The organism is Bradyrhizobium sp. 87 (assembly GCF_023073015.1).
Taxonomy (GTDB): Bacteria; Pseudomonadota; Alphaproteobacteria; order Rhizobiales; family Xanthobacteraceae; genus Bradyrhizobium; species Bradyrhizobium canariense_D.
Genome location: NZ_JADPIQ010000065.1, coordinates 1 through 13,225, shown reverse-complemented (window position 1 = coordinate 13,225; position 13,225 = coordinate 1). Strand labels below are relative to the sequence as shown.

At 59.1% G+C, this 13,225-nt stretch carries 11 protein-coding genes and 2 pseudogenes; 5 read left to right on the top strand and 8 right to left on the bottom strand.

What is annotated here, in order from left to right; genetic code table 11:
- Window positions 1–17: 17 nt before the first annotated feature.
- Complete coding sequence (locus tag IVB50_RS16105; RefSeq protein WP_247296444.1) at window positions 18–296, bottom strand: hypothetical protein; 279 nt, start codon at window positions 294–296, stop codon at window positions 18–20.
- A gap of 276 nt (window positions 297–572) precedes the next feature.
- Between IVB50_RS16105 and IVB50_RS16100 the strand changes: the two genes are divergently transcribed.
- Window positions 573–1,028: a low affinity iron permease family protein gene (locus IVB50_RS16100; protein ID WP_247296446.1), complete on the top strand. Its 456-nt coding sequence runs from the start codon at window positions 573–575 to the stop codon at window positions 1,026–1,028.
- A 1,151-nt stretch (window positions 1,029–2,179) separates the two neighbouring features.
- On the opposite strand, the gene thrS is transcribed toward IVB50_RS16100, so the two are convergent.
- The 3 genes from thrS to IVB50_RS16080 all read right to left on the bottom strand — a co-directional run bounded on the left by thrS (window position 2,180) and on the right by IVB50_RS16080 (window position 4,335).
- The gene (gene thrS / locus IVB50_RS16090; RefSeq protein ID WP_247296442.1) at window positions 2,180–3,373 is read right to left on the bottom strand and encodes a threonine--tRNA ligase; all 1,194 of its coding nucleotides are present in this window, start codon (window positions 3,371–3,373) and stop codon (window positions 2,180–2,182) included.
- Between the two features lie 387 nt (window positions 3,374–3,760).
- On the bottom strand, window positions 3,761–4,138 hold the full coding sequence (locus IVB50_RS16085) for a hypothetical protein (RefSeq protein ID WP_247296440.1): 378 nt from the start codon (window positions 4,136–4,138) through the stop codon (window positions 3,761–3,763).
- A gap of 29 nt (window positions 4,139–4,167) precedes the next feature.
- On the bottom strand, window positions 4,168–4,335 hold the full coding sequence (locus tag IVB50_RS16080) for a hypothetical protein (RefSeq protein WP_247296438.1): 168 nt from the start codon (window positions 4,333–4,335) through the stop codon (window positions 4,168–4,170).
- Between the two features lie 861 nt (window positions 4,336–5,196).
- Here IVB50_RS16080 and IVB50_RS16075 point away from each other — a divergent pair.
- Window positions 5,197–5,487 (top strand): hypothetical protein, encoded by a 291-nt coding sequence (locus IVB50_RS16075; protein WP_247296436.1) that lies wholly within the window; start codon window positions 5,197–5,199, stop codon window positions 5,485–5,487.
- 163 nt (window positions 5,488–5,650) lie between these two features.
- On the opposite strand, the gene IVB50_RS16070 is transcribed toward IVB50_RS16075, so the two are convergent.
- Window positions 5,651–5,800, bottom strand: coding sequence for a hypothetical protein (locus IVB50_RS16070; protein ID WP_247296434.1), 150 nt, complete (start codon window positions 5,798–5,800; stop codon window positions 5,651–5,653).
- 523 nt (window positions 5,801–6,323) lie between these two features.
- Here IVB50_RS16070 and IVB50_RS16065 point away from each other — a divergent pair.
- Together IVB50_RS16065 and IVB50_RS16060 are read left to right on the top strand one after the other, a co-directional pair.
- Complete coding sequence (locus IVB50_RS16065; protein WP_247296431.1) at window positions 6,324–6,614, top strand: hypothetical protein; 291 nt, start codon at window positions 6,324–6,326, stop codon at window positions 6,612–6,614.
- Window positions 6,615–6,820: 206 nt separating this feature from the next.
- Window positions 6,821–7,138: a hypothetical protein gene (locus IVB50_RS16060; protein ID WP_035968563.1), complete on the top strand. Its 318-nt coding sequence runs from the start codon at window positions 6,821–6,823 to the stop codon at window positions 7,136–7,138.
- Window positions 7,139–7,356: 218 nt separating this feature from the next.
- Here the strand turns inward: IVB50_RS16060 and IVB50_RS16055 are convergent, their stop codons facing one another.
- Together IVB50_RS16055 and IVB50_RS16050 are read right to left on the bottom strand one after the other, a co-directional pair.
- Window positions 7,357–8,007, bottom strand: coding sequence for a GDSL-type esterase/lipase family protein (locus IVB50_RS16055; protein ID WP_247296429.1), 651 nt, complete (start codon window positions 8,005–8,007; stop codon window positions 7,357–7,359).
- 232 nt (window positions 8,008–8,239) lie between these two features.
- Window positions 8,240–9,550, bottom strand: a complete 1,311-nt coding sequence (locus tag IVB50_RS16050) for an adenylate/guanylate cyclase domain-containing protein (RefSeq protein ID WP_247296426.1) — start codon at window positions 9,548–9,550, stop codon at window positions 8,240–8,242.
- 316 nt (window positions 9,551–9,866) lie between these two features.
- Between IVB50_RS16050 and IVB50_RS16045 the strand changes: the two are divergent.
- Window positions 9,867–11,447, top strand: a pseudogene (locus IVB50_RS16045) (winged helix-turn-helix domain-containing protein).
- Between the two features lie 190 nt (window positions 11,448–11,637).
- Here IVB50_RS16045 and IVB50_RS16040 read toward each other — a convergent pair.
- A pseudogene (locus tag IVB50_RS16040) lies at window positions 11,638–13,076 on the bottom strand (IS1182 family transposase).
- Between the last annotated feature and the right edge of the window lie 149 nt (window positions 13,077–13,225).

Genomic DNA, 13,225 nt, shown 5'->3' with positions numbered 1-13,225 from the left:
CAACGATGGGATCGAGGTCATCGCCAAGTCGACCGACCGTCAGCCCATAACCGCTGCCGCCTGACCGGCACCGCCGTCACCAAAATTTGGCGATAGCTCGCCTCACCGTCGATGATTGCACTGTTTGCCTTGAGTAGGTCGGCGCTCGCCGCGATCGAGGAGAATTGTTCGGTCCAGTCCAGGCCTGTGCGTGAATAGACCTTGGCATGCCCATCTCGCAGGTGCAGCTGCGCGCGGTAGCCGTCGGCCTTGATCTCGTAGACCCAGTCTTCGCCGCGCGGCGGCTTCTCGCGCAACGTGGGATCACACGGCTCGATGTAACCAGGAATAGCAGCTTTTACCGCGCCCTCGACACGCGATACTCCCGAACGAGCCTGACGCAACGCCACGGCACACATGCGGATTCAACGCGAAGCCGCCGAATCGTTCCCGCTCGGACGCAGGAACGGGCTGCTCCTGTGGTGGAGGCCGGGACTCGTTTCGGGCGCCCCGGCCTGATGGGCCGGCGCCTATGGAACCTAACCTGCGCGGAAGAATTGGACGGCCATCAGGCAGGCGATGTGGCGATTGCGATGCGAAGTGAGGCCAACGCAAACGACAGATCCGGCATCTCGAAGCTGTTTGCGACTGTGGCGAACGCAACGTCAGAAGCCGCCGGCCGCGCATCCACGTTCATGACCGCCGCAGCTGTGGTTGTCGCGTGGGCCGTGACAGGACCCATCTTCAATTTCTCCGATACTTGGCAGCTGGTGATAAACACCGGCACTACCATCGTCACTTTCTTGATGGTTTTCTTGATCCAGAATTCTCAGAACCGCGATAGCGCCGCCATTCAGGTGAAGCTGGATGAACTCATCCGGGTGAGTAACGCACAAAATTCGTTGGTAGGCATAGAGCACTTGACGAGCGATGAAATCGATGAGCTGCGCAAGAAATGCGAAGCGAGAGCGAAGGCCGGCAGAGGCCGCGCTCCGAAGCAGGCCGACCGGAAGGCGCGGCGGGTCGGCGGAGCCAAGGCGGTCGAATAAGTCATTCAGCAGCCGGCGTGACCGGGGTTCGCCGGGCTTTCAGAAGCCGTAGGATATTGGCCAGATTCATGGCGTTCAGCGCCGGGGCCGGTGGCACGCCGCCCTTGCGGGCGATCTCGACCCCCAGCGCATGTGATCAAGCTCGGCAATCGAGTAGGCGTCCGGGTTGATGCTCATCATGCAGCCGAAGCCGGAGCAACGCCTAGGGCATGCACTCATCACGCGGCTGGCCTCTCTCATGTCCGGTTTGCCTCTAACAGCGGCCGGAGAGCGGCTGGCCTGCGAGGTCGCAGATGGGCCAGCAGCAGACAAGCGAACAGCCTGATGCGACTGGGCCACCAACTATGTCAGCTATGGTCAGTTCTGGACGTGCTTGGCTACTTCAGAGCCAGACTGCTGCAGTACCACGGGATGTCGTTAGGTCTCCACCCCATCAGCATCGACGTCGCCCGGCACTCTTCGTAGGTCTTGAAATTACCGACATTTCTGCAGGTGGGTGACAGTGCTGGATAGGCAGATATCGAGCAGCCGTGCCAAGGGGCGGTTCCGGATCTGAAGCTTGTGGAGCAACCGCCGACGCAGCTGCCGGTGATGCTCGCGTACTTTGCGAGCTTTGCTGAGCCCGAGCTGGGCGATACCAGTATCGTTCCAATGGTCGTCGCCGAGGAGGGGTGGTGTATAGCATGTCGCGCAAGCGCGTGCTGTTTCGGCTTCGGCCTAACCGTTGGAGCGTCAACAGTGACGTTGGGAAGGGTCGTTGCAGTTTGCGACAATGCCTGACTGCCCAATCCGGATATCATTAAGGCAATGCAAAAAGCTGGAGCGGATACACATGATGAGAACCTCACGATGACGTCTCCCCTATGTTCAGAACCCACGTTACTCGCTCTAGTTGAGAATAGAAGATCGTCGAATGAACACAAGCAGGAACCGGAGCTTGCAGCCGGTTCCTTGACGTCAGTTTTGGGTCAATCGCGTCGGGTTAGTGCTCCCGCGATGACTTCCGGTCAGCCCCGATGAGCGGACATCTTAAGTGCCCATCGCAAGGTCTCAAACGGGCCAGAAGGCGACATGCCCGTTCCTGAACATACTCGCGCGTATGCCCACGAGCACTGCGCCAGCGATCAGCGGGCTTACTGCGCGCCAGCTGCCTAGGCGCCCAGTCTGGCTCTCTTCTGCAGGCGGGAGACCGCCTCGCATAGCGAAACATCCATTTGTGAACCGTCGCGTTCGCGCAAACTTACTCGGCCCTCCCTCATCTCGCGTTTGCCGACGATTGCCATCACCGGTACCGCCATTTCACGCGCGGCGACGATGCGTCGGGAGAGGGTATCGTCGCCGTCGTAAGCAACGGCTCTGACCCCAGCCTCCTCGAAGGCCTCAAGAACTTCCGCGCCGTATTCGGCCTGTTCCTTCGAGATCGGCGCGACGGCGACCTGGTCCGGTGACAGCCAGAAGGGGAGCACGCCGCCATGGTGCTCGAGCAGGATGGCTATTATCCGACTGAGCGATCCGAAGATGGCGTGATGGATCATCACGGGCTTGGCGCGGTTGCCGTCCGAGGCGATGTATGATGCATCGAGTCGCTGCGGCAGCACGCCATCGAGCTGAACTGTGCCGCACTGCCAGGATCGTCCCAGCCGGTCGCGCAGCGCGAATTCCAGTTTCGGTCCGTAGAACGCGCCTTCGCCCGGATTTATTTGTGGAGCGAGGCCGCATTGCCGCGCGGCATCTCCGAGCTTCGCCTCCGACCAATCCCAGGTCGCATCGTCGCCAGCGCGCAGCGCTGGCCGCGTCGCCAGCGCCACCTCGTAGTCGGGGAAACCGAGGTCGCGGTAGACCTCGCCGAGCAGGGCGATGAACCTCGCGACTTCGCCCTCTACGTCCTGCTCCCGGCAGAACACATGGGCATCGTCCTGCTCGAAAGCACGCGTGCGCATGATGCCGTGGAGCGAACCGGAAGGCTCATTGCGGTGGCAAGCGCCGAACTCGGCATAGCGGATCGGAAGCTCCCGCCACGAACGCAGCCCCTTGTTGAAAATTTGCACGTGGCACGGGCACGACATCGGTTTGAGTGCCATTGCCTGTTCGCCGTCGTCGATCCGGAACATGTGCTCGCTGAACTTGTCCCAGTGGCCGCTGCGGCCCCAGAGCTCCTGTGGCAGCAGCTGCGGCGTCCGGATCTCGGCATAGCCGGCCCGGCGCATCTTGCGCCGGACATAGTCCTCCAGCACTCGATAAATCGCGTAGCCGCGCGGATGCCAGAACACCATACCCGGTGCGTCTTCCTGAAGGTGCCACAACTTGAGCTGCACACCGAGATTTCTGTGGTCGAGATCGTCCATGGCTTGAGTTCCTTGTGATGGGAAAAAGCGAGGACGGGACCATCAAGAACCAGAAAAGGCCCCGTCCATCGCGGGCGGGGCCTTTTCTGGGTGAAGTACGCTTGTCTCTAGCGCGCGCAACCAGTTGGCGATCCGCCGTAAGCGGTCGCCGTGGTGGTCAATGCGGCTGACAGAAGCTTATTCATGCGTTCTATATGGCGGCAAGATGCCCATGCGTCAACGCCGAAAAGCCCAGTGTCGCGCCGGCTGAGGACTTTAACGTCGGCTTGGGGTCAAAAGCGTCGGCCTAGCACTCCACTGCAAACTTCCGGTCTACCCTGCTGAGCCGACATGTAGCGGCACCGCCCCACCGGTAGCGATAGGCCACAAGCGGAAGTGCGCTGGGTCTCAGACTTGAGAGCGCGACAAGTCCAGCGTGAGGGAGACCACCACCAGCGTAAGAAGGAACAGAGCAAAGATCGAAATTTTCACGCTTCGTCCCCAGTCGGTGACCACCCGCGCCAACCACAACATGGCAACGAGAGACGAGCAACCGGAGACACCGATGGCTAGGGCGTCCGCGTCGTGAGTAAGACCCAGCGGGAGTTTGAGTCCAATGTAGACGACGAACCCCGCCATAAACATCGACCAAGCCACCCATCCGATCGAAACCGCTTCCTCTAGCAATAGCTTTCGGCCGAAGAACCACTGAGCGCGCGACACCATGAATGCAGAGGCGGCGAGCACGGCCGCAGAGACTGTCCCAAGGTGTTCAGCAGCGGTCATGGCGTTCCCTGTCGTGGGGTCTTGAGGTCTCAGATGAGCCCGAAGCTGATTGCGATTAAGAAGAATACGATCAGGCCGATGCCGACCAGCTTGAAGATGTAAGCGGCCTCAACATCTTGCCCAATCCATTCGAAGTCCGGCCCCCATAGGACGGTCGCGACGAACCCGAGAACGAAGGTCGTGATCAGCAGGATCACGTGGAGGGTGTCCATATGGATCGACCTTTATCGTCACTGCCACGACCACTCACCCATGACGCCGATAAACCAGCCGGCATTGAAGGCAACAACCAGCATGAGGAGGCAGGTCAATAAAGAGGGCTCGACGTCTTGCACGCCCTGAGCACGCCAAATTGCGAGCAGCCCCAGCGCACAAATGCCCGCGCAAAGAGCAGGCCAGATCGCTGCGAACCGCCCCCGACGGGTCTGTGGCAGACGCCTGGCCCGGCGAGACGCCACCAAGGCAGTCAAGGCCAACACAATCAGACAAGCGGTGAGCAAGTACATTCGACGGGATCATCCCTGGCGCAACCGCCGCCATCTCGAAGGCGCTGGCGAGCCAATAGCATGCATTGATTGCCTCAACCTTAAAGCGATGGAGAAAACTGATCCCACGGACCAACCCCCTTGCGCGCTTATCGCAAGCACCTACGGGAGGAGACCGCGCGACGCATTGGCTCAAGTCAGGCATGGGGCGGAAGGGGCCTTAATGGTCCGCAAACCTAGTTCTCGGGCATCTGCCGGCTCAGGTCGTCCTCGTGCTACTTTAGCGGCATGTGGCCTTTCAGCATTCGTTCCACCCTCCTCCTCGTACTCATCGTCGGGGGCACGTCCAGCATCTACGTGTTCGGCGTCAGCCTGATTATGGTACTGATAGCGTTGGGCCTAGCCGGACTTCTATACGTCGCGTTCGCTAAGCGCTACGGGTGGGGCAATGAAGGGCGTCTCACGAGGCATCTCAGTCGCCCGCCGTTCGAAGACGAAAGCCGCAAATCCAGTTGAAGTGGACCGCGCGGACGACCGCTCCGGACCAAGCGCTGAACGGTGGAGCTGGCCATAATGGGCACATTCTACAGCGATGACCAGATGCAGGAAGCGATTGCGGCGCTGGAGGACCACACTCCCGGTATCTGGGAGAGAATGAAGAAGATGGCTCTGATCCCGGACGCCCCTCACGATGAGGGACAAGAAATAGAACAGGGAGCCATCGTGCGCGTGCTTACCATCGTTCTGCCCAAAGTGCCGTTCGTTGCGCAAGCTCGGGACCCATTAGAGGCAAGGGCACGCTTAAGTATAGACTTGGGCGACGCTGCGCGAGCCGAAAGCGCATCCGCAAAGGATGGCGTTTAGATCAACGCGATGACCGCTGCGGGTCAAAGGCTGCCTCGGAAAACTTTCATGCCCTGTTCCGGTGAACTTCAGGAAGCAGACCTCGCGACACTCTGAGCTAATGGAGGACTCCGCCCGGTTTCCCATGCTGACCGACATGACGTAGGTTCAGGCGGCTCCTCGACTAGGCGATCAAATAGAAGGTGGTTGCCAGCGCCGCGGCGAGGACCGCCAAGCGAGTGGCCGCTTTCGTCATTTTCGTCATGGACGATTTTGCGATGATGAAGTTTAGCCCGCTAACGACCACGACCATGAAAGCCACAAGCAACCACATGACTCTCATCCTCTGATTGAGCACGTGGCATCTGTATCGGGGCAAGTGTCCTAATTTATCGTTGCTATATACTAACCAGACAACACCCAACAAAGGTCTGATCAGGGTCAACAGCGCCGGTTTCGGCCGTGGGCAGTCAGGTTCGGTCTACCCTCGGCCCCGGACGTGACCGGGTTGAGTATTATCAGTAGAGCCATCTAAAAGCTGCATGAGAAAAGATCGGGTATGTCCTGGATCATTGCCCTCCCCTCTTTCGGCTGTTGCTGGTGGCTCACTAGGCGGGCGACTGAACGCGCGACAGAACTCGCGCCAACCGGACTGTTACGCTCTCCTCTTTATTGGTTCTCGAATGCGCTGGTGCTCGTTTTAGTAGGGCTTGTGATCTACATAGCCCACATGCACCATCAGTCGCCGGTTCCGTCCTTCTTTTGGTTCACCGTTGTTGCAGTCGTCGTGACCTTGCTTGTGATGCGGCGTGCTCTGAAGTCCCGCTATCCCATCTAAACAGCGCCGCGAGTTTCTTATGGGCACGTTCTTCAACGACGAACAGATGCAGGAAGCGATTGCGGCGTTAGAGGACCACACTCCCGGTATCTGGGAGACAATGACGAAGATGGCTTTGACCCCGGACGACCCGCGCGATGAGGGACAAGCATTGGAGCAGGGCGCCATTGTGCGCGTGCTTACCATCGTGCTGCCGAAGTTGCCGTTCGTCGGGCAGGCTCAAGATCCATCGGAGGCAAGGGCGCGCTTGAGTATAGACCTGGGTGATGCTGTACGCGCGGCAATCGCATCAGGGAAGGACGGCTCCTAGATCAACGAGATGACCGCTTCGGGTCACAACCGGGCCTTTCGGCAGCCCGGCTGCTTACTTGTGCTTGAGCACCGGGAGCGGACATCACCCATGCCGAGCCCATCCCATCCAATCGTTCGGCGTACCTTTTGAAATAACAATCGGAATTAGGAAACACCGGGAAGTCCGCGCGTTTAGCGAGACGGGGCAACACACTGGAGGAAAGCATGCGAACAGCAACTCTCGCGATGATAGTCGTTGCCGGAAGCGCGATTGCCTTCCAAGCAGCAGCCCAACAGCAAAAGGCCGCACCTAGTGAGCAAACCAAGGAGGAGATGCACCGTGGTGTAGACAGTGGGCTCAAGACTAGCGAGCCCAACGAGCAGATGCAGCGTGATGCAGACAAGGGGCTCAAGACACGCAATTCCGGACAGTCCGGGTTCGTGGCAGATCAAGACAAGCCGGGCGCCTCTGCGCACCCTCCGGGCCGGCCGGAAAGTGAACAGACCACCGGTTCGGGTAGCCAGACCGGCGCTCCAAAATAGAGCCGTTAGCGCTCACGTCTGCGGCGAGTCCAAATGTCCGTTTGGGGTCAAAAGCCCCAGCTTAGCACTCACCCGCAAACGTCCGGTCTGCCCCGATCAACCGACATTTGCTGCCTGGCATCAACGGCAGTGATGGGCCAACGGCGGAAGTGACTCAGCGCCAATGATCGCGTCGAACGACAATGATGGTGCGAGCCATCGGCCCGTACTTATGGGAGTCAATGGACTCTGTGACGTGCTTGGTCGATCAGCGCCTCGACCTTCGGCAATATGCGGGCAACAACAGCTTCGGTCCCCGCCGCATTTGGCTTGAAGTCGCCGATCTCCTTAAGCGACGGATCGCTTACAAACGCATCATCAAATACAGGGTAGAATAGCACATCGTACTCGCTGGCAAGACCGGAGAACATGGCCGCAAAGGCCCTCTTGTGTTCGTCGTCCAAGTTGGTGTGAGGCGCTGCTCCGCAAAGAAGCACGGCAATCCGCCGCGCTTTTAGGTTTTCAATAATTGCCGCAAGGGACGTGCGCGTGATGGTTGGCTCGACGCCAAAGACCATATCAACCGCACCGAGTTCCAAGATCGCCGCATCGGTATCCTCGGGAATCGAGCGATTCGATCTGGCAAGGCCCCTTGCTGCTGTGTCATTACCCCAGCTTGCATCGACAACCGTGACAGATTGACCTTTGGCCTTCAATGCAAATTCAAGTCTGTCCGAGAACCTGCGCCCAACGGGAAGATAGTAGCCGGAAGCCAGAGCATCGCCGAGTACGACGATTTTGATTACCCGTTCTTCGGAACACAGGGCTGTTGGTGGCAGCCAAGTGGCAGCCGCCGCTCCGGCCAAAATGATGAACTCGCGCCGTCTCATTGCCGACCCTCTGGTCAGACATGCATTCTATTCGCAATGGACAGATTGGTGGAAGAGGCTGATGTCGTATTCGGGTCAAAGGCGCCGGTTTTCCCGTGAGGCGGTGACTTCCGGTCTGACCGGTTAAGCGGACGTGGCAGACCGGGCCAGGAGGTCTCGAATGGGCCATTTGTGGGCATCGGGCGATGGTATCGCAGCTGTTTAAATCGGTATCCGCGACCTCGGAACTCATTCAGGTGACAGCTGCGAATAGGCGCATGGGCTCCGTGAAACCCTTAAGCTCGGCCGGCCCTTGATCGACGAACTTGAGGCCAGCGCCTGCCACTAGGTCTTTTACCGTACTCGACGCCAGAACCTCGCTCGCTTTCGCATGGTGAGCTACCCGTGCTGCGATGTGAACAGCAATGCCGCCCACATCGTCGCCCATCATTTCGACCTCACCGGTATGAACGCCGGCCCGCACTTCGAGATCGAGCGCCCGCACCGCGCTGACGATCCTCTGGGCGCAGCGGACAGCGCGCGCCGGGCCGTCGAACAGTGCCAGAAATCCGTCGCCTGTAGTCTTAACTTCGCGTCCGCGATGCCGCTCCAGTTCCGAACGCACCGCCGCATGGTGCGCTTCCAGAGTTGAACGCCACTGCCTGTCGCCCACCAACGAGGCCCTCCTTGTCGAATCGACGATATCGGTGAACAGCACAGTCGAGAGGACGCGATCAACCTCGACGGCAGTAGCGGAAACACCCATGAACTGTCTGATCTCCTCGACAAGCCGATCTTGATCTCCTGACCACGGAAGGTGATCGCTACCCGGTAGTTCGATGTAGCGTGCGTTAGAAATTCCCTCTCCAAGCTCGCGGCCGGCGAGTGCGCGAATGCGTACGTCGTCCCGCCGATGCATGACCAGCGTAGGAACATGGATCGACGCCAAGATGGCCGTTACATCGATCTCGCGGTTCATACGCATTAGGTTGATAACATCGGACGGGCTGGCGGCCGAGCGCTCGAACTTAGCGAAGCGCTCCATGGCGCCGGGAACTGCGGCTGAGGACGGGGAGAAACTTGGCAGACTCTTGCCGGTTCCCCAATTGGATCGGATATCGCGCTCCAACCCCGCGAAATCGTCAAATGGAACGGAGGCGCCCACCGTGCGCGCATACGTGCCGAACAGGAGGAGACCGGCGACCCGTTCAGGATAAGTCGCAGCGAACAGGATCGACATCGGCCCACCCTCCGAGACACCGAACAAGTACGCTCTCTTAGAACCCGCGGCGTCGAGCACGGCGCGGATATCGTCGATCCTTTCATCGAGATGCGGGACACCGACGCCACGATCACTCAGACCCGTGCCGCGCTTGTCGAAGCGGATCAGTCGCGAGAACGAGCCGAGCTCGTTAAGGAAGCGCGCGGCGTTGGGATTCTCCCATGACAGCTCAAGATGCGATACAAAGCCCGGCGTCATGAGCAAATCCGGACCGTCCTGTCCGGACATTTGGTAGGCGACAAAGACCTCGCCGCTCGTCACATAGCGCGTCTCGACAACCATGGTTTTTCCACCGGCCTAGTCCGCTGGTAGCCTACGGCTAAGGGCCAAGCAGTGCAATCGATCGGATAGGCACATTGCATTGCGGGGATGCCCTCAGCTGCCCATGTTCGCTGGAGGACGTCCGTTCCGGCTCGAAATGCGAAGAACTCGACCTGACCAAATCTGGTCCGCCTTGCCATACTAAGCGGACCCCAACGAAAAGCTCCGCTACTTCGCTGATGGGCCAGAAGGGGACTTCCCTCGGGCGCGCCAGCGGCGTATTTTTGAACCGCAATTGTCGCTAGAGCCGTCTGCGTGGCATCCAAGGAGCGGTAGGCTGCGCTACTTTTTCGAGGACTTCGCTTTCGACACCGACCGGCGCGAGCTACGGCGGGGAGCCGACGTGGTCCCCACAGCGCCGCAGGTCTTCGATCTGCTCGACTATTTGATCCAACGCAGGGAGCGCGTTGTCAGCAAGGACGATCTCATTAACGCAGTTTGGAATGGACGCATCGTCTCAGACGCCGCGTTAACGACCCGCCTGAATGCCGCTCGGGCAGCAGTCGGTGACGACGGTGAAAAGCAGCGCCTAATCAAAACATTGCAGCGCAAAGGCTTCCGCTTCGTTGGCGCAGTGCACGAAGGACAGAGGTCCGAAACCGCGTTAGCGAATTCGACGGTGCATTACGGCGGCACGGCACAAACGTCGCCTTCAGCGCCCCGCCTTTCCATCATTGTGTTGCCCTTCGCTAACCTCAGCGACGATCCTGGACAGGACTACTTTGTCGATGGCGTGACCGAGAGTTTGACCACGGATTTGTCGCGCATCTCCGGCTCGTTCGTTATCGGCAGACACACCGCATTCACGTACAAGGGCAAAGCGATCGATCTCAAGCAGATTGGCCGCGAACTGAATGTTCGGTACGTGCTAGAAGGTTCTGTGCAGCGAGCCGGTGATCGACTTCGCGTAAACGTTCAACTCGTGGACGCCGAAACCGGCGCGCATCTATGGGCAGACCGGTTTGACAAACCCATCGCCGATCTTTTTGTCATGCAAGACGAGATCGTATCGCGCCTCGCCAACACGCTGGACGCTCAGCTCACCGAGCAAGAGGCGAGGCGATCAGAGCGATCCCCGCATCCCAATTCGATTGACTTGTATTTTCAAGGCAAAGCTTTGTTGCACAAGGGGTGGACGTCTGAAGGCGTACCTCAAGCGCGCGAGATTTTTGAAAGGGCGTTGAGACCCTCGATCCCAGGAATATCGAAGCGATGGTATGGATGGCTGGCGTCGATTTGATACTTGGGGTGAGCTTCATGGATGAGGACACGGTCGAGCATTTCGCAGTGGCCGAGGCAACAGCAATAAAGGCGGTGTCCCTCGCGCCGAACCATGCCTATGCACACATGATTTTAGGCTGCGCACTATTGTGCAGGAATCGTGCGGCTCAGGGGTCGCTGAGTTAGAGAGAGCGTTGGAGCTGGATCACAATTTGGCTGAGGCTCACGCGCAAACCGGCAGCGCTAAGTTGTACATGGGCCGCGGAGCGGAGACAGTGACCCATATCAACGAAGCACTTCGCCTGTCTCCTCGTGATATCTTCAGCCATCGATGGTTCATGATAGCCGGCTTTGCCAAGCTGCAGATCAACGAGGATGCCGAAGCAGTCTGCTGGTTCCGCCGCAGCATCGAGGCCAATCGAAATGACGTGAGCGCACATTTTGGGCTGGCTGCCGCGCTTCCTTGCTTGGCTCGCTGGACGAAGCGAAAGCTGCTGCAAAAGCGCTATTTGCGGTTGTTCCAAGCTTCACCATCCGCCGCTTCCGGGATGGAGCTTGCAGCGATAACCCAATTTACCTCGCCAAACGTGAGCGTGTGTATCGGGGCCTGCGGCTGGCGGAGGTGCCGGAGCGATGATGTCGGCTTCGGGTCTTGGTCGTGTAAAAACGCTGTTGCATGACGCGGACCGGCGCGGTCGAATTCAGGCTATCGCGGTCCGATCAATTTGGGCAAGTTTTACGGCCGCTCGACCAGAACTCATCCTGAGGCAATGTCGGGGCTCTTTTACGCGCCCCATGAACCGCAACGGCGCGCGGCAACGCCCGTATCACGCCCTCACCGCCGCCAGCAGCGGTTTCATCCCGACGATGTTCAGCACGCGTGTCAGATTGTAGCCGAGCACGCACAGCGCCATCTCGGTCGCAACTTTCGGCAGCGTCACGCACAAGAAGTGCGTCGCGCCCATGCGCATCTTCAGTATGCCGAACGGATGCTCGACGGTCTCGCGGCGTGTGCGCATGGCGTTTGGATTCTTGTCGAGCCGCGCCTGAGCGCGTTCGAGAACGTCCTCGTGCACCCATCGCTTGATACGGCGTTGTGGGCTCGGCGTGCACTTCGATTTGAGTGGACAGGTTTTGCAGGCATTCGTCCAATAGTTGCGCAGCTTCTGGCCGTCTTCGTCGTTGGTATAATAATATTTGAGTTTCTCACCGGCAGGGCAGCGATAAACATCCTCATTTGGCAGATAAGCAAAGTCCTGTTTGCCGAAGCGTCCCGAAGCCTTCGCACCCGATGTCATCGGCTTGGGCAAAGTCACCGTGATGCCAGATTGCTCGCACGCCACGATTTCTTCACCCTTGAAGTAGCCGCGATCGGCGACAACATCGAGCGTGTCGGCCTCAAGAACGGCTTTGGCTTGCCGGGGTATGTTTGCAAGTTGCGACCGGTCTGAGCCGGTTGTTGTCACCTCGTGCGCGACGATCAGATGGTTTTCTGTATCGACCGCCGTCTGCACGTTGTAGCCGACGACGCCAGAACCACGGCCGCTCGTGGCCATCGAACGGCTGTCGGGATCAGTGAACGATATCTGCTGATCGGGCGACGCCAGAACCTGTTTTTCAATCGCTGCGAGTTTCGCCATTTCAACGGTCAGATTTTTGAGCCGTTCTTTGATCCGCGTCTTTTTTAACTCCAGTGTTTCCGACGGCTCCTGCCGGTCGGCGGTATCGAGCTGAGCGAGATAGCGCGCAACACTCTCCTCCAATTGCGTGCGCCGCCGCTCGACTTTGCCGCGCGTGAAGTTCTTATCGCGATTATTGACTGCTTTGAATTTGCTGCCGTCGATCGCAACGCTGGCTGTCGCGAGCAAGCCCATCTTGCGGCACACCTCGACGAAGCGCGCGCAGACTTTTTGATGCCGGGACCATTGTCCTTGCGGAAATCGGCAATCGTTTTGTGATCGGGCGCAAGCCTGGCGAGCAGCCACATCACTTCGACGTTGCGGCCAGCTTCACGCTCAAGCCGGCGGCTCGAATGGACACGGTTGAGATAACCGTAAATGTAGAGCCCTAACAGTGCGGCCGGATGATACGACGGCCTACCTGTGCCGGCAGGCTCAACGCCACCGAACCCAAGTTCAGCCAGATCGAGGGCTGCAACGAAGGCGTCGATCACGCGAACCGGATTGTCATCTGCAACCCAGTCGTCCAGGCATTCCGGCAACAAAGTAGATTGCCCGCGATCAGCTCCTTGAACGAAACGAGCCATGCCAGCCCCCCGCCGATTCAGTGCGGGAATCATAGCAGGCACGGCGTTTTCACACATGGGGTAATTCCGGGCTCGGAGCCATACTCAGGCTCTGCGAATCAGCTCTCCAGGACTCGACGAGGCCTACCCCAGGGCCTTGCAATGATGGA

Coding starts and splice junctions, on each gene's coding strand:
- IVB50_RS16100 (WP_247296446.1), top strand. CDS start 573: ATGCGAAGTGAGGCCAACGCAAACGACAGATCCGGCATCTCGAAGCTG.
- thrS (WP_247296442.1), bottom strand. CDS start 3,373: ATGGACGATCTCGACCACAGAAATCTCGGTGTGCAGCTCAAGTTGTGG.
- IVB50_RS16085 (WP_247296440.1), bottom strand. CDS start 4,138: ATGACCGCTGCTGAACACCTTGGGACAGTCTCTGCGGCCGTGCTCGCC.
- IVB50_RS16075 (WP_247296436.1), top strand. CDS start 5,197: ATGGGCACATTCTACAGCGATGACCAGATGCAGGAAGCGATTGCGGCG.
- IVB50_RS16070 (WP_247296434.1), bottom strand. CDS start 5,800: ATGTGGTTGCTTGTGGCTTTCATGGTCGTGGTCGTTAGCGGGCTAAAC.
- IVB50_RS16065 (WP_247296431.1), top strand. CDS start 6,324: ATGGGCACGTTCTTCAACGACGAACAGATGCAGGAAGCGATTGCGGCG.
- IVB50_RS16060 (WP_035968563.1), top strand. CDS start 6,821: ATGCGAACAGCAACTCTCGCGATGATAGTCGTTGCCGGAAGCGCGATT.
- IVB50_RS16055 (WP_247296429.1), bottom strand. CDS start 8,007: ATGAGACGGCGCGAGTTCATCATTTTGGCCGGAGCGGCGGCTGCCACT.
- IVB50_RS16050 (WP_247296426.1), bottom strand. CDS start 9,550: ATGGTTGTCGAGACGCGCTATGTGACGAGCGGCGAGGTCTTTGTCGCC.